Raw genomic sequence first — 19,118 nt, forward strand, 5'->3', positions numbered from 1 at the left:
GCCCATGGTGCAAGCGGAGTTAGCACCAATATCTACTTTGATTCCACATTTCGGTTAGGGGCTGGCCCTCTACTAGGCAGCAACCCATTCAAGCAAGGCGTTCTGTGCGTGCAAAAGATATGCCTTTGCAACGCCGCTCTGGCAGGCTGGATGGCTCATTGCATCCACTGTCACTTCCTGTCCTCTAGCGACAGGCGGGCAGGGGAGGAAGATCACATCGCGGCGACACGTTTCAAGCATTGATGCTGATATCTGATATCGCAGCATATGGTGTTCACTTGCCCCGCTGGGCCAACAATCCGTTACGATGATATCTGCATTCGACATCTCACTCAGATCGGTGCTGGCGGCAAAGTTGGGGTTCAGTAGCGACACGTCCCGAACATGCCAGTTTTCCGGATAGACCTGTTTGACCTGGATCGGCAACGATATGGACGCTTCAACCCAGGACCGAAGAATATTCGCATCCGGAGCGACCACGGCGATTTTTAGTCCCTCAAGGGTTCCTCTCTTGCTTTGGATATAAGCGAGATCGCCGAGCGTTTCGCACGGGTGATTGGATTTTGTTCGTGCGTTGATCACCGGAGCTTTGGCGCACGATGCCAAGTCCTTCAGCATCGATAGTTCCTTGGTTCGGACAACCAAAATGTCGAACCAGTTGTCGAGATATTGCGCCAAATCAGCTGTCGGTTCGCGGAGATTAAAGCTGATTGGAGAGGTCACGCAGATGCCGCCCAGAGCCTGTACGCCCAGATCAAAGGCGGTCGTGTTTCTCCAGCCACTATCATCGGCAATCAGCGCAACGCGTTTGCCAAACAAGCTTTGGGGCATCGTTCGGTCGGTCCAGGCCGTTGCGAGGAACTGAGCACGGTCGATGATGGATAAGATTACGTCTGGCGGTAGTCCATGGAATTCGAGAAAGTCCCTGTTGGAATTTTTCGGCATTCTCACCTCAGCATTCATCAATCCGAATAGCCCTCGATGGCCGCTAACTTAAACGCGAAATATGCTGGCGAGGAAGGGTGGAATTCCATCGCCGTAGGTTGCGATCTCAACCTACTAGTAGTGGCGGGGATGACGCGCTTGTAAGCGTTTGAACCATGATCGGGGCTTCCATAGCAGGATCAAAACAACGCCGAGAGCAGCCCTGAAGATCGGATGGAGACCCAAGGCTCCTACGCCTAACAAGCCGACCAGCATTCCGACGCCAATGAAGAATCTTGTAACAAAGGGTCCCTTTAGGGCATCCCATAGTTCTTCATGCATTATTCTTCCGAAAAAGCTGCCCCTCGTTGGCAATCTCGGCATGTTTCACTTGCTCCAGGTCCTGGGAGATCGATCCCGCGTTTGCGTGACGCATTGCTCCCAGTTGTATGTCCGCAGCCATGGCAGCATAGAAGGACAACTTCAATTTTCGAAAAGGTTTCGGCGCTACTAGGGCTGATTTGGGCGACGGGATGCGCCTGTGAGTCGGGGTAAAACGGCAGAGTTTTCCAAATGGCCGACAGTTCTAAGGAGTCGGTATCGAGCCTGTTATTCCCGACCGGATCACGGAAGGGGATTTGCGCAAGGGTAATGACGTCATGGTGGAGCAGGCCGTACGCGCCACATTTTAGCCAAGGCGCTGCAAACTGCTCAAGCGGCGGGGCGCGTTTCTAAAGCCACAAGCAATCCCTTTAGCTCTGGCTCCTCTACGCGGGTGGCCGCTTCGACGGGAGACATCCATTCTATGGTACGCTCCCTATATTCAGGGAACTTGTCGGAGACTTTATCGACTGCAAGAAGATGCACTTCCACCATCGTGGGAGCCTTATTCCCGTCGGCGAGTGTCTTGAGATAGGTGTAATAGCCAAGGGGTCTCTTCTTGGCTCTGCCTTTAACGCCCGCTTCCTCCCAAGCTTCACGCTCCGCGACCTCGTGCGGCTTCAATCCCTTGATCGGCCACCCCTTTGGTATCGTCCAGCGGCGCGTTTCGCGGGTAGTAACAAGCAGGATTTCGATCCGACCTTGTGAACCGGTGCGGAGACAGACAGCACCGAACTGTTCAAACGTCTCGCCACGTATCATCACTTCTGTGTATTCAGCGAGACGTGCGAGGTGGGGTCCGTCTTTGCTCATGGGCTTGATCCAGTCATTCCATAAATAATGGGGTGCAAATTGATTCCTGACGATGGCCGGTAGGGTAGCTAGTTACCGCGTCGAGAAGCCCTTTGGCAACGCCCGTCCCAGTCGCAAGATCAAAAGGCTTCGAGCGGCGATCTGGACGCCATGACTGCGGTGCTTCTGAAAGCCGGGCCGCTCGGAAAAATCGTTCGTCAGAACCCAACCCTGCGAGCGATTGCCGAACTTCGCTTGTGCAAGGCTTTGGCTGAATTAGGCGAACTTACGAAGATGGAACTCATGGCTTCCATCTGCATACTGACGGCGCGAGCGGAGAAGGCGATCCGCCTATGGGCGTTAAAATCGACAACGGCTGACGGGACTGAGTGGCGACGCCGCAAAGTCCCCTAATTGGCGTGTTCGGGGTGGCGCTGGGCTTCGCCTATTGGCGCTCCGGAAGTGGCCGTCTTCCGCTGTCGGCCCAATTGTGGTCATCAAGCTGGAGACCCAGCCATTGAATGTGTCGCCTCAGCTCAGACCGAGACGACAAAGGCACCTGTTGATCTCGATTAGGCCCGGTCTGCGGCGATTGACCAATTGTGAAGGCAACGGTCTAGGCCGATGGCTATCTCTAGGACGAGGACGTCGTGTTCGCGGGTCGCGCCCCCCTTCGCTCGGGAGACGAACTTGCGTGGGAAGTCCGTCCTACGTGAGATTGAGCAGATCTCCATCCACTTGAAACCGTTGTCAACCTCCACGTCCATTGTGACCTGAGAGTAGCTCGGCAGACGGTCGGATTCCACAATTCGAGTGGGAAGATTGATCACCGAGGCGATCATCTTCCGGACGGGCTCAAGACATGCCGCGTGGTAGTCCATGTCGCTGTCGGCGGAGAAGGCCGCTTGGAACTCGATCTGCCAAAACTCCTTGAGCCGCATGTGCGCGGTCGTCTGCTCCTGCTCACGACGGTAAGAGCGTCCAGCCTGCCAGACGCAGAGCGGCAACTTAGCACCGGAATGAGTGTTGAGGAGATGCGCCATGTAGGCGTAGGTAGAAGGGGTGGTCTCTGGACGAAGGACAAGTTCCGTTTCGGTGCCCGTCAGCTTCTCTTGCACCCAGACATCGGCGTTCTCGTAAGCATCGGAGATGAGGTGTCGGGGGACGAGCGCGGGGGCTTCCACGCGCCGCGTGTCCCAGGCCGGATTAATGGACCGGAGGAAGGCGCGGACTTCCTCCGAAAAATATCGGATAAACTCTTCACGTCGGAGGATTTCACGTTCCTCCCAGTGCACGAGCGAATTTACATTCAGAATACTGAGCATGGCCGAATCTCCATGATGGCCATTAAGAGGATGGGGTGGATGCTTTACGTCCAGTCGGTCGCGCGAATACGCGCGGCATCACGACCGGACGCGAAGACCTCGTCCTCCGAACACGCATGCGAAGACGGCCCGCTGGTTGCGGCCTTCATTCATCGATGCTGCGTGTGTGTTGCTCATAACGCGCATGAATGCATTCGTCAGTGCAAAGGGTCAATCTTTATTTTGCCAGCGTCTGGCATAGAGCTGTCGATGTTCTCGTCTGCTTCCGGCCTTGTGCGGTCATTACAAGGTCTTCGTCATCAGAGGGCTCGCCCGGTCCGCGTCGACCATTTCCCAACCAATCCGCTCGTAGAAAGCCACTGCATCGGATGCAGCGTGGACTTCGAGCACACTTACATTTTGCGTTCGGGCTAATCTCTCGACAGCGTTCATCATCGTTCTACCAAAGACTCTCCGGCATCGCGGATCGATCACCGCCAATCGCCATTAACGCTATGCGGATTGGGCGAAGGTACGATCAGCTTCGACCTCGCCGAGCCTGAAATGCGATCTCAAGGTATCACCTTCGTAATCTGTCCTGAACAAACCGCGCTTCTGGAGGATCGGCACGACCTCGTCCGCGAACAGCGAGAGCTGACTGTTTATGATTGGCGGCATGACGTTGAAACCGTCGGCAGCGCCCGACTGGAACCACTCCTGGATGATGTCGGCAATCCTCTCCGGCGTGCCCGAGATGGCAAAATGGCCACGGGCGCCAGCGAGCTTGCGCAACAACTGCCGGAGGGTCAATTTCTCCCGCAAGGACATGTCGACGTAACCGATGACGCGGCTCTTGGATGCCTCAACCGCATTGGGATCTGGAAAATCTTCCTTGGTGAGCGGACGGTCCAGCGGAACGTGGCTGAAGTCATGTCCGCCAAAGCGCGCCCTTAGCCGGGTGAGGCCGACTTCGGTGCTCGTGAGTGCATCAAGCTCCTCCCAGATCTGATCGGCTTCGCGCTGCGTCGAGCCGATGGCTGCGCTGATCCCTGGCAGGACAACGATGTCCTCATGACGGCGGCCATAAGCGACCGCTCGGTTCTTCACATCTGAATAGAAGGACTTTGCGGAATCGATCGTCATGTGAGCTGTGAAGATTGCCTCGGCCCATCGAGCAGCAAAGGACCTGCCTGAATCCGATTGCCCGGCCTGGATATAGACTGGCCGTCCCTGCGGGCTCCCCGGAACGTTCAGAGGGCCTTTTGTCCGGTAGTGTTGGCCTTGGTAGTTCGCGGGCGTGATGCGTGAAAGATCCAGATACTGGCCAGCATCGCGATCATCGACGACAGCATCTGAGGGGAAGCTCTTCCAGAGAGCGTCTACCGCCTCGACAAACTCCTCAGCGAGCTTGTAGCGGTCGGCGTGATCGAGGTTCTGCTGGAGTCCGTAGTTGGCGCCTGCTTCAGGTGCCCAGGAGGTGACGATGTTCCATCCGGCGCGGCCTTTGGACAGGTGGTCGAGCGTGGCAAACTGGCGCGCGAGCGTATAGGGCAGGCTGTAGGTCGTTGAAGCTGTGCCGATGAGCCCGATCTTCCGTGTGTGGGCCGCGAGCAGAGACAGCAGGACGATCGGCTCCAGCGAACCGGAGGAAGCCAGTCCACTGCTATTCCCGGCGGCCAAGGTGTCCGCCAGGAAGACCGCGTCGAACTTCGCGGCTTCGGCGATGTGGGCAGCCTCGACATAGAGTTCGAGATCGGTCAGCGCCTTGTGATTGGAGCCCGGATGGCGCCACGCGCCCTCGTGGTGGCCGCGCGACATCAGAAAGAGATTCAGGTGCAATTGCCGGGACATTATCGATACCTTTCAAACGCGCTCAGTGACGCCGAAGCTCAGAAGGAGCTTGGCACGGAGCGAAAGCAATTCGGGGTCATGGGCGCGTCGCGGATGCGGCGCGGGGACGAGGTGGTCTTCGGCTATGTGCCCCTCTTTCAGAACAAGGATGCGGTCAGAGAGAAGCAGCGCCTCGTCTACGTCATGCGTCACCAGGATGATCGTCGGTCTTTCCCTTTCCACCAGGCGCATCAGCAGTTCCTGCATGCGCAGTCGGGTGAGGGCGTCGAGCGCTCCGAACGGCTCGTCGGCGAGCAACAGTTCTGGAGAACGGAGGAGGGACCGCGCCAGCGATGCACGCTGCTTCTGGCCACCCGATAGGGTCGAAGGCCAAACATCCGACTTGTCGCCCAATCCGACGGCGTTCAGCATGTCGAGTGCGGCGGGCCGGGCGTCCGGGCGGCGCAAGCCGAGGATGATGTTTTCGATAACGGACTTCCAGGGAAGCAGTCTCGAATCCTGGAAGAGGACCGACGTGTTCTCCGGAACATAGAATTCGCCCAGGGTTTCGGCGTCGTCGTCGAGTCCCGCCAGGGCACGGAGAAGCGTGGTCTTTCCGGAACCGGATTCGCCGAGCAACGAGACGAATTGGCCATGCGGTATCTCTAGCGAGACACGGTCGAGGATCGTCTTTCCCTTGAAACTGCGCGACAGATCCCGAAGCTCGACGGCATTTGGAATGCGAGCATGTGCATTCATGACCCGAGAGCTCTCCGATAGGACAGAGCGCGTCCCTCGATGAACCGCACCACCGCGTCCGATACGAGGCCGAGCACCGCGTAGATAAAGATACCGACGACGATGACGTCGGTCTGGCCCCAGTCGCGTGCCCGGTTCATCAGATATCCGATGCCAGTCTGGGTGTTCACGAGTTCGAGCACAACCAACGCGGTCCAGGAGATTGCGACTGCGAGGCGAAGGGCAACGAAAAAGCCGGGTAACGCCCCTGGAAGCGCGACGTGGCGAATGAACTCCAACCGCGTCAGCCCCAGCGTGCGTGCGAGCTCGACATGTCCGATGTCGATGGCGCGAAGTGCCGCGTGGGTGTTGATATAAACGGGCACCAGAACGGTGGTGAAGATCAGGAATATCTTCATCTCTTCGCCGATTCCGAGCCAGATGATCACCAGCGGAATCAATGCAAGCGTGGGGATCGCTCTTTTGATCTGGACAACGCCATCGATGAGAGCCTCACCGGTTCGCGTCAGTCCGGATAGCAGAGCAAGGGCGACGCCGACGATTACGCCCAGAAAAAGGCCGGTGTACGCCCTACCGGCGGAGGCGAGAAGGTGCGGAAGCAAGGATCCGTCGAGGATCATGTCGTACCCGGTCTGCAGGGCAGTCGAGGGCGCCGAAAGAGTATATGGCGACAGAAAGCCGAGCCGTGACGCAGCCTCCCAGACGATGACGATCAGCGCTGGGCCAAGCAGCCGCAATCCTGCGGGTAGTTTAGCCGGGGTAAGTCGGACTGACTTCGTCGCGGGGGTCGCAACCCCACGCTGTTCGCCTTTGCCATACCGGCTGGGCGAACGCGCAACAGAAGATTGGAGTACGTCGGCCATCAACTTCCTCCCTGGCGGGCTTGCTCAATCGCCTGATCGAACGTATCGGTGAAGGAGGTCTTCGCATCGAAGCGTTCCTTGATCGACCCGGCCTGATAAAGGGTGTCGATCAGCTTCTGATGGTGCGGGACTGCCTCCACCGATGTCTGGAAGATCAGAGGCGACTGACCCCTGATGATCGCGTCGGCATCAGGCGTCGGAATATGCTGAAAATCGGTGTAGTAGAACTTCGCCCATTCCTTTTTGTGTTCGTTGCTCCACCTGCCAGCACGCACGAATGCAGTCAGGAATTCCTTGATGGCCTCGACCTTCTTCGGGTCTGCCAGAGCTTCCGGCCGGGCGTAGAAATAGGAGGTGCTGGGAAGAAGCTTGCGCTCCTCGGGGTCCAGGACCGGCGAGGCTCCCGCCTGCTTAGTCAGTCTGGTGACGAATGGTTCTTGCAAGACGGCGACGTCGACCGCGCCCGACCTGACTGCATCCGGGAGATCCGCAACGCGTAGATTGACAAGCTGGACGTCGCTGAGTTTCAGTCCGGCCCGGTTCAGGGCCTCGATGAGAAATACCTGCCGCCCGGATCCTTCGACGTAGCTAACCTTCTTTCCCTTAAGCTCGGAGAGCTTGTTAATGACCAGTCCGGGCCTGGTCGTCAGGCGGTATTCGGCGACGTCACGCGTGAAGGTTCCGATAATCGGGAGAAGGGTGCCGGATGCCCTGGCCTGGATTGGCGGCGTATCTCCGACGTATGCGATGTCGAGCGCGCCTGCTCGAATAGCCTCCAGGATCGCCGGACCACCAGCGAAATTAGGAAATTCGATATCGAAATTGATGTTCTTCCGCTCTCCGCTGGCGTCTAGCAGATTGCGAACGAGCTCGCTTTGATCTGCAACGACTAACTTGGTTGACGGGTCGGCAGCGAACGAGCCTGTTGCTCCTGAAGCAGCAAGCAGACCAATCATGACAGCTTGCAACAAAGTCCTACGTCTCATCATGGGCTCCGTGTCTGATCGATCGCGCTCCCCATTAATGTATAGTGACTTTATAGATATAGTAGGATTGAGATTTTATCTCACGGCCGGAAGCGCGAAAACTCTTCCGTTGTCACCGCCGATGCATGAAAGATCGTTTCGTCCCAGGCGCACGGGGGCGTGTATGTCCTTCTGATCGACACCGCTAGTTCAAGTGCGCTTCTGCATTATCGCGCGGGAGAGGGATGGCGAGAGAGAATTTACGACGGGGTGGGAGTGAGCGTCTCCAACGCAATTTCAGCGATGCCTAATATAAAGATAAAGTTGTGCGTGTGCCGCTAGAGGGGTGACGTTCCGATCGGGCGGATCTTCCCGTTGCCGGACGGGCATGTTCTCACAGTTTTCCGAAAGGTAGAATCCCCCGTCCAAAACACGACTTTTGGGGGGCCATATTCGCGCAGATAAGTACTGCCTTCCCGAACCCAGGCAATAACGCCATCGTGTTGGTCGGCGATCTCCCGGGGGTCGCGTATGGCCTCGTGAAGAGACTCGATTGACCGCTCGAAGACCGGAGCCAGTTCTCAGTCTTCATCCCTATCGAAGGCAGCAAGGTAAATCAGCTTGCTGTCGGGTGGCATTTCGAACTGTCCTTAATTATGACGTTTCGAAGAAAAGTATTCCCGCTTCCTCTGCGCCGCTGCTATCAAGGCGCTACGAGCGGATTCAATTGAGGCATTTCCTTCGTAAGCATCGAGCAACACTCGTTTGGCAGTTTCAAAAGTCTCGCCGCTCTGCTCTCTCGGCCACTCCTGCAAGACGTGATGGGCTGCTCGTTCCATACTGTCGATTGTGATGTATTTTCCGATCTGACGACTTTCGATTGTTATTGGTTCGTTCCACACCGCTGATGCTCAAAGGCCAAAGCATAAGTGGACTTCGCGCGCCACTTCGGAACAAAGGCACTCAAGGCTGGAGAGATGAGGCGAACCTTTAGAAGCATCCGCCTCATACCGTGGCCCTAACAAAGGCCGTTGTGACCATTTCGATCTGATCACCTTCATGGGAAGCCTTGGGCACGCCGCCGCGATAGGGTGCAGTCGATTATCACTACCACGCCGAAGAACAGACAAGGGCGGAGTAACTGTGTCCGGTAGCCCAGGCGCAGTCTAATTGTTACCGCTTCGCAGCATTCAGCAGTGCTCCGCGGTTTGCTCTCAGAAACTCAGCGAACGTGCGAGGTGGGGTGCCTGTTAGCCGCAGGACGGTGTCATTGGCGGTGTCGAACGCACCATCGCGTATCGTCGCGTCCAAAGCGGCCAGGTTTTTAGCGATGGGGCTCGGGACGCCTGCGGCGATCAATCCGCTCTCTCGCTCCTCGTCAGTGACGTGGATCAAGTCGACTGACATATCGAACACCTCCTTCACTAAGGAGACAAGATCGCTTGCTGAGAGCGCTTCTGGTCCGCTAATATTCAAGCAGCCGAGTTCATCGGCGCCGGTGAGTGCAGCGGCGGCTACCCGCGCAACATCGAGGCGATCAATGTACGCGGTGCGACCGTTGCCCGCTGCCGTAACCCAGCGCCCTGAGGCAAGGACTGGAGGCAGCCAATAGAAGACGTTGTCGGCATAGCTGTTCACACGGAGGATCGAGAACGGAATTCCCGACTGCTCGATCGCCTGCTCAGTCTGGTAGTGCGTTGCAGCAACCGCAAGGAGTGCGCCGGGTTCTGGCTTGTGCATCGAGGTGTAAACAATGCGCCTAACCTTGGCAGCAGCTGCCGCTTCTACGGCCGATAACTGGCTGCGCACCCGTTCCTCCGGAGAGCCTTGCCTTGCATCCAGCGAAATGATGAGGGCGCGGTCGATACCCCTAAAAGAAGCGGAAAGCGAACCAGGATTATGAAAATCCAAGGTCGTTGTATTCGCGCCCGCACTGGCGAGGTCAGAGATGAGATCCGTATTCCGCGAACCTGCCACGACATTTGTTGCCCCTGCTAGAAGAAGGTTTTTCACTGTCGCGCGTCCGAGATTACCGTTGGCTCCGGTCACGAGCAGTCTAGGGTTTTCGTGAATAGACATAGGTTGCCTCTGTGGTTTCGATTGAAGACCACACCCATATAAAGAGCAGCGAAACGGCGCGTAAGGAGGCACTTTTGTCAGACCAGGTAACGAAAAGGGGACCTTTAGAGGGAGGAGTTCACGAGCTGGTTGAATCCTTCGCACGCCATGAGCCTGAAGGGCGCACGACCGAATGCGCGGTCCGTGGGCTTTTTGACAAGATCGGCGACAAATGGACAATGCAGTTGGTCATAGCCCTTGCTGTTAAGCCCAGAAGGTTCGGTGAACTTCGACGAGCCGTCCGAAACATTTCCAAGCGCATGCTGACGGAGTCATTGCGTGAATTGGAGCGCGACGGGTTCATCACGCGCCACGTATTTCCGACAAAGCCACCAAGCGTTGAGTATCGCCTGACCCAGATGGGAACGAGCCTTCTCGAACCATTGGGTCTGCTGTCGAAATGGGCCGATGCTCGTCAACATGAAATCGAAGCCGCCCGGCTTCTCTATGACGGGGTGCAATCGTGATTGCTATCATTGATCGGTGCGTTGCTGTTCTTGACCCGGCAAAGGTAGGTGCTGGCCTCAACCCCCTAACCGAAGCGTGAGCGATCCACCATCTGATGAGCGAATAAAGGCCGGGCGCGTTCATGCTGTCCGTGCCTTCCTCACCGGACGGTGGCATAGATCCGCGATGCGCCTTCTCATCGGCAAGCAGCGTCGTGTTTTGAACAAGCAATTGTCACAGCAAACTCGCGCCCTACTTTTCCATCGTCAGTCGAGTGGGACTTCGATGCAATTGATTTTCATCATAAGCGGCCCGGACCTTCGCAACGTGATCCTCGGGAACGGCGCTTTACATGGCGAGTGACCGGAGCAGAAATTGGGTTCGAAAGCAGGGTGCAGATCAAACCAAATCCAGCTTTCCCGAACTTTTCTTCGACCTGGTTTTTGTGTTCGCGCTCATTCAGCTGTCACATGCGCTCGCATCCGATTTCAGTTCGACGGCCGCGATTGAATCGCTTCTCCTAATCTTTGCGATCTGGTGGGTCTGGATCAACACTACATGGGTCACAAACCTCTTAGACACTGACAAAGACCCTGTCAGGCTGCTGCTTTTTGGCCTGATGTTCGGCGGCATTCTGCTGGCCATTGCGATACCCGAAGCCTTTGGAACGCAAGGTCCGGTCTTTGCCGTAGTCTATAGCGCTATGCAAGTCGGGCGCTCTGTCTTCACGCTCTATGCATTTCGCGGCGTCAATCAGGCATCATTCTTGACTTTCTTGCGCATTACCCTGTGGATGCTGGTGTCGAGTGTATTTTGGATAGCGGGAGCGCTGGAAGTGCGTACGGCCCTCTGGTCGCTTGCGCTTCTGATCGAGTATGCATCACCAGCCGTTCGATATTACGTTCCCGGCATGGGAAAATCGGCGCGTGAGACTTTGGATGTCTCAGGCGAGCACATGGCCGAACGCTGTGCACTGTTCGTGATAATCTGCCTCGGCGAGACAATCCTGACGAGCGGCCGCAATGCCGCCGAACACATGGGGGGCGATTTGACGTTTGCTGTCTTCTGCAGTGCTTTCCTCAGCACAGGGTTCATGTGGTGGATTTATTTTCATCACGGCCAGGAAAAGGCAGCGGACAAGGCGGAAGCGACGTCTGAACCGGAGAGTGTCGCGCTCAACCTTTTCACATACGGCCATCTGCCAATTGTTGCAGGCATCATCATCGCGGCCGTTGGCCAAGACTTGAGCCTTTCGCATGCGAGCGAGGAAAGCACGCCCAAGGAGGCTCTCGCGATACTGGGCGGTCCGGCGCTCTTTCTCATAGGGAATATCTGGGTGAAACTAGTCGCTGCCCGCGAGATGCCTGTCTCGCATATTGTTGGGCTCGTTTTGCTCGTGATGGTGGCGCTGCTGCTGCCCATAACGGACAACTATCACATCCAGATGTTCGCAACCGCCGTCCTTTTTGTGGTGGCTTTGTGGGAATATATGGCGTTGCGTCGCATAAGAGCTGTTCTCTGAGTGGGAGCGCGGCCAACCCGGCGGTAGGCAACCCGGTCACCAAGGAAACGCCTCTCCTGCCGACGAGGCAGACTACACGGTTGATCTTCTGAACCGCCACGACGTGATTCGTAGGGGAGTCCTTACTCTGCACTGAAGTTTTCCCGCGACAAAAAGACTATCGCAAACGCTACGGGAGCACATTAAGGTCACCTCATGAAGACCCGGAGGTTTCGCCCCAAGAAAACAGGCTTTGGATTTTGGTCGGTGATCGACGTGTTCACGGGAGATGTGGTCGTGCTCCACGATATTGAGGTTGCATGGCTGGAAGACAAGGACGGGGCCGACGATACGGCTGATCTTCTGAACCACCGAGACGAGGAACGTAGGGGTGTCCTGAGGAGCCCCTGAGGCTACCAGAAGAGATTCTTGATGGAGTTCTTGAGGACCTTGACCCAAGATTATCCAGGCGCGTCGGACTCAGCGTGGCCCGCCATGGGAGCTGGCAAAGTAGTCTCTGGAAGCAAGCATATAGCGACACTGGACGATGGTCTCACCTCGGGGACGTGAGAAAAGTTTCGTGCTTTCAATCTGGGTGAAACCCAATTTTGTCAACACGCGTCCCGACGCAGGATTATCAGCCGCGTGACCGGCTTTAAGCGTTGGTAGGCCAACATCAGTGAAGACAAAGCGTACCAACTCTTGCGCGGCCTCGAATGCATAACCGTTACCCCAGCTTGCCCAATCCAGCCAATAGCCCAGTTTTCCGTCGTATTCGGTAATGCCGTCGACGTCGGCAATCCCGATCATTTGTCCTGCTTGCTCGATGGCAAAACGATACGCCGTGCCAGCGATCCATTCGCTTTCGTGCTGAAAAAACCATTCCTCAATCTTTCGTCTGTCGGGAGGGAACAAGGCGTTGCTCAGCATACGCGTCACTTCCCAGTCGCTCCTGATCTCGAACGCCCGCTTTGGATCGGCAATGGACGTCGGCCGCAAAAGCAAGCGAACTGTTTTCAACAAGGACCGTGGAATCACTAACATCTAGCCAACGCCCTAATTCGCCTCATCAGTGTCTTGCCGCATGCATATACAGTTTCAACATTAGCCTTCCCGTCGCATACTTTTCCCGGCTGTCGTTACATAGTGGTAGCCCACTTGCACCATGTCCTTCGATTTCCGCGCAAGGGAAGCCGTCCCGCTGGAAAGCAGATACCATTCGGCAGATCTCGGTTGTCTTTGAGCTGAAGGCCAAGATGATGAGGCGTTCTCTTCAAGGTTCCCGAGTTTCTTCATTTGAGGCGAAAACCTCTTTGAGCATTTCTTCGAGATCGTGATGCGTATCCTTCCGACCATCTACCGATCCGGCAATCACCTCATATTTGTCCGCATTCAGGAACCGTGCGCCCTGAAGCCGTTGATCGGCCATGGCACCGAGGCTTGTTTCCGTCCCGGGTTCAACCAACGCCGGGACTGGTTTCCGCTTAGGTTTGATCTCTGCCAGTCGACTTGGCATCTCGCGTCGCTTCTCAAATATGGCCCGCAACAGATAGGCGTCCTTTGCGACTTGCCATTGATCGTTCAACTCTTTCGGGAGCGGTTTGCAGAGTGCCAAAACCTCGTCGATCGATGACATGAGATCGGTTTGATCAAGATTCGGCTCGGCGAGGTCATGTTCGACCTTCTCCACCGCCGAGGTGAGACCCTCACTCATCTTTTTACGTCGACGGGCATCCGTGAGTGTATGGATCACATCCGATGCGATTGCATGAACGTTGGCGACAGGATCGAATGACATCTTGAATTGACAGACAAAGGCCTGGGTCGCCAGCTTGCCCAATATGTCCTCGGTTCGACCTGACCGTGGATAGTTGGCAGCGAAGATGGTTGCGGCTGACTGACCTGAAGTGTTTACGCCAGACCGAAAAAGAGCGAGCCCATCCTCGTCAGCGCAAGCCCGCTCGGTCACCTGTGCTATTTCTTTTAACGACACCGCAGCAGAAGACGAACGCGTAAGCCTGTAAAGACTTGTGCTGACGAAATCGAGAGCATCTTTAACAGCAAGCGTGAAGGACATAGCACCACCCCTATGTTTACTGCAAATAAAGTAGTCGAATGGTACTATTGATCAATGGCGCGTTCGGTCGATTGGAAAAATCCCTCTCTGACGACTCGATTGAATTTACAATTTTCAGGAAATTGCAAAACGCACCAGACGAATTTTCGTCCAATAATTGAAATAGTCTTCAGAAGAACATGAGATATATAAGAATATAATAAATAAATTGCTTTATAAAGGCAAATAAGTACACAATGGTTGTGCCACGTTACAAACGTTGCCTAGATGTGCTTCACAACATTTGGAGGATATGCGCAAAGACTGGGTACAATTAACTCTCGACCGATTAGCGAAAAATACTTAAACCATTCGACGCCCGGTTTCGGGTCGCCGTTCACTTGAAATGCCGCGTGTGTGAAGGGATACTCAGCTAGTTGGGCAGGTCAAGTTGGTCGAAACCCTCTCGGAACTGCAGACGCTGGCCCTCAGTCTCGACCACAACGCCATCCCGTAAGAATTCATTAATAGTGAAATCAGGATGGGCGGCAAGAAGAAGTCGTGCTTCGTCGGCTGCCTCCTTCGACCGTCCCGCTCGATTGAGGCAAGCTACTATCCGTCCCCAAGTAAACTTGCCGGGATTGGGAAGCCGACGAAGTGCGGCCAAAGCCTCTTCATAGGCACCCCTCAAATACATCGCATTCCCTATCACGGCATAATACCAGTGCGGCGGAAATGGATTGAGCCGCAAACCCTCATCGATCCATCGAACACCCTCCTCAATGCGGTTGCGCCGCGCCAGGAGTCCGCCCAATTGGACGGCGGCGTTCGCGTCGCTTGGATTGAGTGCGCATGCCCGTCGAAGCTCCCCTTCCGCACCATCGAAGTCCTTCAAATATAGAAGGGCGAGACCGAGCACGCGGTGTGAACCCGACTCTGCTTCATCAAGGAGAACTGCCCTTCTCGCAAGGGAAGTGCAATCGCGAAGCACATCGGGCGAAGCCTTGGCGTATCCGTGCACCGCGATTTGCGACAGAGCGAGATAAGCGTGGGCGAGAGCAAACCCGTTGTCGCGATGGACAGCAGCTTCGAACATCTCGCAGGCCTTAAGATTGTCATCGGATTCATACCCTCGAAGATGCGCGAGGCCACGCAGGTAGAATTCGTAGGCCGCGAGATTGTCGGGTGCCTTACGAAAAGACTCCTGGTAATCGATGTTGTGAATTTGACCCACGAGACTTGAGACGAGCATTCTGACGATTTCGTCCTGAATGTCGAAGATATCCCCGGCGCAGCGGTCATATTTTTCCGACCAGATGAGCCGAGCGTTTGCCGCCTCGATCAAGCGGACGGTTACCCTGATCACACCTCCAGCAAGCCTGAGATCGCCCGTGACGAGATAGGTTGCGCCCAATTTCCGAGCGACCTCGGTAGTATCTTCGGACAAATCCTTGGCCGCGAACGACGAAGCGGCTGCGATCACCGATAGACTTCGAAAGCGGGCTAGACCTCCTATGATGTCTTCTGTGAAACCATCGGCAACAAATGGCTGATCATCAGCTTCCCTTAGGTTTCGGAAGGGCAACACCGCTACGACCGGTCTCCCCGAGGCTCGCGGAACGGGAGCCTGAGGCCAATGCCAAACATGGACCGGTTTGGCGATATTCTTCAGTCGAATATTTCCCCCGTCCTTGAATAGTGAATGCGCAGTTCCTTTAACCTGAGCATATGCGGCATCGCTGATGCAGATGCCGCCCGAACTCGCTTCCCGCTCAAGACGGGAGGTCACATTCACCCCTTCGCCGAAAATGTCACCCTCAATCAAGGCGACTTCCGCAAGATTGATACCAATTCTCAAGCGGATTTGTTCTTGGCAGACCGTAAGTTCGGCTTCGCTCCCGAGAAGCTTCTGGATGTTCATGGCACAGGACACCGCCTCGCTCGCGGTATCAAATACCGACAGAACCCCATCGCCGATAAGCTTGACGATCCGTCCTTGGTGCGAGCCGATTTCGGTTGCTAGTATGGTGCCGTGCAATCGTGCGAGAGCGGCAAGCGTTTGTTCCTCGTTGGCTTCCATCAGCCGCGAGTATCCGACAATGTCGGTAGCCATGATTGCCTGTAATCGCCTCTGGGTCATCCGCCACCATTGCTCAACGGCTGCACCGTGACACTATCACATCCCCACAGTCGAAGCACCGATTCGGTCAGGGCGAACCGTTAGGCGGCCAGTCGGTATTCCAACCAGACCGTCCCGCACGTCCATCTCCACGTCATTGGCCGCTTTCCTGACGAACCACCCGCGGGTCAGGGCATTCGACATCATATAAGCAGTTGATCAACAGACGGGCGTAGAGGCGGCTTCCAATCAATCGGATTATTGAAGCGTGGCGAAAAAATAAGTGCTCGGCTTACAGCTGTCGTCTACAAAAGAAAATTCACTGACTTCAAAATCAGAAAGCGGCAAAAAGTCCGGAGCCGCATAGGACCAGTTATAGAATTCACTCTTTCCTTCCGCTTGGATCAGAAGCACGGCGGGGAATCCGAATTGATGATCGCCATGTAGCCCACCGTAGGGCGTCTGCATCGTCAAGCTCTTTAGATCTGCCCACTGCTCGACCTGCCTGTACCAAATTGCGTCGTCCTTCCAAGGGACCAATAAGCAATATGGATTTGTCCGAGCGATAGCGAGTGCCCGCCACTCTACGATCTTCGCATTGAGCGATGAACCCAGAAATACCGCTGCCAAAGGGCCGACGATCAACAGTAGGATCGTCGCGATCAGACCAACAACACTTCGATCAACTGTTCTCTCATCCCTGAGAACCAGAATGGGTCAATCGAGCATTGCAGCGAACATAGCGGACATGACCAAACGGGCAGCCCATGGCGCAAGCAGAACACTCAGGCTGATAAGCAGGCAAACTCCGAAGTGTGCGGCGATGATGCGCGTTACAAATTGAGATGGCGGACGCCTGAATAAAAACAAGATGACCGACAAGGTCAGGGCGACGGCAGGGCCAGATATCCACAGCGCCGCCATCGTGACGGTGTAGGAGTTCCACTGAAGGCCATCGACCCAGGGAACTGTGAACGCGCACAGTAGTGCCATCCACACACACCAAGCAAAGGAGAGTGATGCGGAACGACATGCGTTATCGTGCTCATTTCGTGGCGATTGAAAGGGGTGCATTGTCTGTAAAGTATTAATTAGAAAATTTTAAATTGTGGGATTGTCGTACTTGCTGTTGGGTCGTTTTTTAGGTGAAAAACTGAGCTGTATATTTATTGATCGGCAACGCAGGTGACGATGTGGCGAATATATTGAAAATTGCTTTACTGAAGACCTGCGGCAATGAGCTGACATCATCAAAAAGATTTGAATCCAAGAAATAATCTGCCACTTGCAAGCAAACCGATTTGAGTTACGTCGGCAAGGCTGCAGTGCGACGGTCACAAAGAATGCGATGACAACGGCTTCGGCTATGACGGTGACTTGGCGATTGGCTCGTTGAAGGACGCGAGATTGCCGTCCCCATTTCGCGCGAAGGCGATACCCTCGGACAGGGACGGTACTGGAACGATCTTGCTCCTTTCTCCCGGACGTGGCTGCCTCCCAGCAGAAGATGCCCGCTTCGGAATATAGCCGCCGACGGCACATTTTCACCGGTTGAACCAGCGCTTCGAAGCGTCAACGCGCATCTATCGATCGGCCAAGTTAAATCCGCTTTGAGGAGGAGATGGGCGGAATGCGATAGACGACCGAGCGATATTTTGGATTGATCCGTCGCTCCGCAATATGGCCGCCATATGCCTCAGCAATCCTTCTGCTGGCGATGTTATCCTCTGCAACCGGGTATTCGAAATATTCAATGGCAGCGTCTTCGCTTGCCCAAGCCGCGACCGCACCGATCAGCTCGCGGCCGATCCCCATTCCATGGGCATCATATCGAAGCCATATCCCAAGCTCCGGAGTACCAGATTGCAGAGCGTGTAAGCCGACAATACCGAGACATCGGCCGTCACTTTTGTCGCGGGCGACCAGATGAAGATCGGATCGGTGCTCAATGGCGGGAAGCCACGTTTGCCAAACTTCAGCGAAGTCGGCCTCTGATGCCGGAGGTTCCCAGGCCATGAACCGGGTTATCTCGCGCGATATGCAGGAGAAAACCTCGGCGGCGTCTTCCGGTGTAAAGGGTCTGGCGACAGTTCGGGTCGACGAGATTTCAATGTTTATCATTCTCGCCCTCTCGATCGCTCCGGCCAGAAAAGTTCTCGCCGTCAACTTGTCGCATGTTGGTGGTTGGGTCAGACGCGGGGTTTCTCGATGTCCTCGCCGTTCACTTGATCACGATGCACCGGGGGTTTGACGTTACCAATCCGGTCTCCGCCTAATATCTCGTTGATCTCGTTTAAAGAATGTCCTGACTCGTGGGTCTTGATTTCAGCAATCTTTGCTCTAAAAAAGTCCTGAAGGCTCATCAGCCAAAACAAAATTGCCGAATATGCAATGAGAATATGGGGCAACGTCTTTGTCGCAAGCAAAGCTGCCCCATTGGAGGTTTTGTAAACCAATTCGGCGTGGCGACCATGGTACTGGTCGTCAAACTTGCTGAACAATGCGCAATAGCCTATCGCGAACATGAGACCGAACGTGGCCGGTACCAGTTGGTTACCCTTGTAAGGTGGCTGATGTCGCCAGCCCATACAAATCAGTAGTCCGGTCAGCGCAGCGGCATAAGCGGAAAATATCGACCGTCCCGCCAGGATCATGCATTTGTCCACGTCGGAGAAGTGCAGAAATTTCAGCTCCTCATAGGTGATTGCATTCCACGGCCACAGCATCCGCAGCAGCCAAACATTTTGGAAAGAGCAGGCGACTTCAGGCGGAAGTTCGCGAAGTGCGAGCCAAGTGGCTGGAAACAAAAACGGAAGAGTCCAAACGATCGTACTTACAATGACAGTGCGTCGGTACTTCGCCCGCTCAAACTCGTCCATTTCTGTCCCGGCAGTTGGTCGCTCATTCGCAATGACGATGCGGCAATCCTAAGTAATTTTCGGCGAGAAGTGCAAGTTCTCCGATTTTGTTTGATAGCTTTGACTTTGGGCGATGCGTCGCCAGCCAAGCCAATCGACAACAACTGCAGTTGAATCGAGGTTCGAGACTGTATGCATGAC

The 19,118-nt window shown here is 55.3% G+C and carries 18 protein-coding genes; 2 read left to right on the plus strand and 16 right to left on the minus strand.

The features are described from left to right. Window positions 1-72 precede the first annotated feature (72 nt). From FHT86_RS04125 to FHT86_RS04170, 10 genes are all read right to left on the minus strand, one after another. Window positions 73-945, minus strand: coding sequence for an ornithine carbamoyltransferase (locus FHT86_RS04125; RefSeq protein ID WP_133705654.1), 873 nt, complete (start codon window positions 943-945; stop codon window positions 73-75). A 690-nt stretch (window positions 946-1,635) separates the two neighbouring features. Next, entirely contained in the window at window positions 1,636-2,118 is a 483-nt protein-coding gene (locus FHT86_RS04130) for an NUDIX hydrolase (RefSeq protein ID WP_133705655.1), read from the minus strand. Window positions 2,119-2,669: 551 nt separating this feature from the next. Continuing rightward, window positions 2,670-3,422, minus strand: a complete 753-nt coding sequence (locus tag FHT86_RS04135; protein WP_133705656.1) for an aminoacyl--tRNA ligase-related protein — start codon at window positions 3,420-3,422, stop codon at window positions 2,670-2,672. 282 nt (window positions 3,423-3,704) lie between these two features. Further along, on the minus strand, window positions 3,705-3,896 hold the full coding sequence (locus FHT86_RS38735) for a GNAT family N-acetyltransferase (protein ID WP_409527579.1): 192 nt from the start codon (window positions 3,894-3,896) through the stop codon (window positions 3,705-3,707). Between the two features lie 18 nt (window positions 3,897-3,914). After that, a complete protein-coding gene (locus FHT86_RS04145) occupies window positions 3,915-5,252 on the minus strand; it encodes an LLM class flavin-dependent oxidoreductase (protein ID WP_133705658.1) in 1,338 nt (445 codons plus the stop codon). 12 nt (window positions 5,253-5,264) lie between these two features. Further along, on the minus strand, window positions 5,265-5,990 hold the full coding sequence (locus FHT86_RS04150) for an ABC transporter ATP-binding protein (protein ID WP_133705659.1): 726 nt from the start codon (window positions 5,988-5,990) through the stop codon (window positions 5,265-5,267). Next, on the minus strand, window positions 5,987-6,853 hold the full coding sequence (locus tag FHT86_RS04155; protein WP_133705660.1) for an ABC transporter permease: 867 nt from the start codon (window positions 6,851-6,853) through the stop codon (window positions 5,987-5,989). Before FHT86_RS04155 ends, FHT86_RS04150 begins: the two co-directional genes overlap by 4 nt. Continuing rightward, window positions 6,853-7,839, minus strand: coding sequence for an ABC transporter substrate-binding protein (locus FHT86_RS04160; protein WP_246779375.1), 987 nt, complete (start codon window positions 7,837-7,839; stop codon window positions 6,853-6,855). Before FHT86_RS04160 ends, FHT86_RS04155 begins: the two co-directional genes overlap by 1 nt. Window positions 7,840-8,468: 629 nt before the next feature. After that, complete coding sequence (locus FHT86_RS38740) at window positions 8,469-8,720, minus strand: DUF982 domain-containing protein (protein WP_133705662.1); 252 nt, start codon at window positions 8,718-8,720, stop codon at window positions 8,469-8,471. Between the two features lie 271 nt (window positions 8,721-8,991). Next, the gene (locus FHT86_RS04170; protein WP_133705663.1) at window positions 8,992-9,897 is read right to left on the minus strand and encodes an NAD(P)H-binding protein; all 906 of its coding nucleotides are present in this window, start codon (window positions 9,895-9,897) and stop codon (window positions 8,992-8,994) included. A gap of 11 nt (window positions 9,898-9,908) precedes the next feature. On the opposite strand from FHT86_RS04170, the gene FHT86_RS04175 reads away from it, so the two are divergent. Both FHT86_RS04175 and FHT86_RS04180 read left to right on the plus strand, forming a co-directional pair. Next, window positions 9,909-10,403, plus strand: coding sequence for a helix-turn-helix domain-containing protein (locus FHT86_RS04175; RefSeq protein ID WP_312862255.1), 495 nt, complete (start codon window positions 9,909-9,911; stop codon window positions 10,401-10,403). A gap of 332 nt (window positions 10,404-10,735) precedes the next feature. After that, complete coding sequence (locus FHT86_RS04180; RefSeq protein ID WP_133705664.1) at window positions 10,736-11,905, plus strand: low temperature requirement protein A; 1,170 nt, start codon at window positions 10,736-10,738, stop codon at window positions 11,903-11,905. A 459-nt stretch (window positions 11,906-12,364) separates the two neighbouring features. Here the strand turns inward: FHT86_RS04180 and FHT86_RS04185 are convergent, their stop codons facing one another. The 6 genes from FHT86_RS04185 to FHT86_RS04210 form a co-directional block, all read right to left on the minus strand. Next, window positions 12,365-12,928 (minus strand): GNAT family N-acetyltransferase, encoded by a 564-nt coding sequence (locus FHT86_RS04185; RefSeq protein WP_133705665.1) that lies wholly within the window; start codon window positions 12,926-12,928, stop codon window positions 12,365-12,367. 229 nt (window positions 12,929-13,157) lie between these two features. Then, entirely contained in the window at window positions 13,158-13,961 is an 804-nt protein-coding gene (locus FHT86_RS04190) for a hypothetical protein (RefSeq protein WP_133705666.1), read from the minus strand. Between the two features lie 412 nt (window positions 13,962-14,373). Next, window positions 14,374-16,053 carry an adenylate/guanylate cyclase domain-containing protein gene (locus FHT86_RS04195; RefSeq protein ID WP_246779376.1) on the minus strand — a complete coding sequence of 560 codons (1,680 nt, stop codon included), beginning with the start codon at window positions 16,051-16,053 and terminating at the stop codon, window positions 14,374-14,376. Between the two features lie 264 nt (window positions 16,054-16,317). Then, window positions 16,318-16,527, minus strand: a complete 210-nt coding sequence (locus tag FHT86_RS04200) for a hypothetical protein (RefSeq protein WP_133705668.1) — start codon at window positions 16,525-16,527, stop codon at window positions 16,318-16,320. A 1,131-nt stretch (window positions 16,528-17,658) separates the two neighbouring features. Continuing rightward, on the minus strand, window positions 17,659-18,180 hold the full coding sequence (locus tag FHT86_RS04205; protein ID WP_133705669.1) for a GNAT family N-acetyltransferase: 522 nt from the start codon (window positions 18,178-18,180) through the stop codon (window positions 17,659-17,661). A 68-nt stretch (window positions 18,181-18,248) separates the two neighbouring features. After that, window positions 18,249-18,938, minus strand: coding sequence for a hypothetical protein (locus FHT86_RS04210; RefSeq protein ID WP_133705670.1), 690 nt, complete (start codon window positions 18,936-18,938; stop codon window positions 18,249-18,251). Between the last annotated feature and the right edge of the window lie 180 nt (window positions 18,939-19,118).

Origin of the sequence: Rhizobium sp. BK313, assembly GCF_014193655.1 — a bacterium.
In the GTDB taxonomy this organism is placed as follows: Bacteria; Pseudomonadota; Alphaproteobacteria; order Rhizobiales; family Rhizobiaceae; genus Rhizobium.

Coding starts and splice junctions, on each gene's coding strand:
- FHT86_RS04195 (WP_246779376.1), bottom strand. CDS start 16,053: ATGGCTACCGACATTGTCGGATACTCGCGGCTGATGGAAGCCAACGAG.
- FHT86_RS04190 (WP_133705666.1), bottom strand. CDS start 13,961: ATGTCCTTCACGCTTGCTGTTAAAGATGCTCTCGATTTCGTCAGCACA.
- FHT86_RS04145 (WP_133705658.1), bottom strand. CDS start 5,252: ATGTCCCGGCAATTGCACCTGAATCTCTTTCTGATGTCGCGCGGCCAC.
- FHT86_RS04160 (WP_246779375.1), bottom strand. CDS start 7,839: ATGAGACGTAGGACTTTGTTGCAAGCTGTCATGATTGGTCTGCTTGCT.
- FHT86_RS04210 (WP_133705670.1), bottom strand. CDS start 18,938: ATGGACGAGTTTGAGCGGGCGAAGTACCGACGCACTGTCATTGTAAGT.
- FHT86_RS04170 (WP_133705663.1), bottom strand. CDS start 9,897: ATGTCTATTCACGAAAACCCTAGACTGCTCGTGACCGGAGCCAACGGT.
- FHT86_RS04125 (WP_133705654.1), bottom strand. CDS start 945: ATGCCGAAAAATTCCAACAGGGACTTTCTCGAATTCCATGGACTACCG.
- FHT86_RS04130 (WP_133705655.1), bottom strand. CDS start 2,118: ATGAGCAAAGACGGACCCCACCTCGCACGTCTCGCTGAATACACAGAA.
- FHT86_RS04180 (WP_133705664.1), top strand. CDS start 10,736: ATGGCGAGTGACCGGAGCAGAAATTGGGTTCGAAAGCAGGGTGCAGAT.
- FHT86_RS04135 (WP_133705656.1), bottom strand. CDS start 3,422: ATGCTCAGTATTCTGAATGTAAATTCGCTCGTGCACTGGGAGGAACGT.
- FHT86_RS04205 (WP_133705669.1), bottom strand. CDS start 18,180: ATGATAAACATTGAAATCTCGTCGACCCGAACTGTCGCCAGACCCTTT.
- FHT86_RS04200 (WP_133705668.1), bottom strand. CDS start 16,527: ATGCAGACGCCCTACGGTGGGCTACATGGCGATCATCAATTCGGATTC.
- FHT86_RS04155 (WP_133705660.1), bottom strand. CDS start 6,853: ATGGCCGACGTACTCCAATCTTCTGTTGCGCGTTCGCCCAGCCGGTAT.
- FHT86_RS04150 (WP_133705659.1), bottom strand. CDS start 5,990: ATGAATGCACATGCTCGCATTCCAAATGCCGTCGAGCTTCGGGATCTG.
- FHT86_RS04185 (WP_133705665.1), bottom strand. CDS start 12,928: ATGTTAGTGATTCCACGGTCCTTGTTGAAAACAGTTCGCTTGCTTTTG.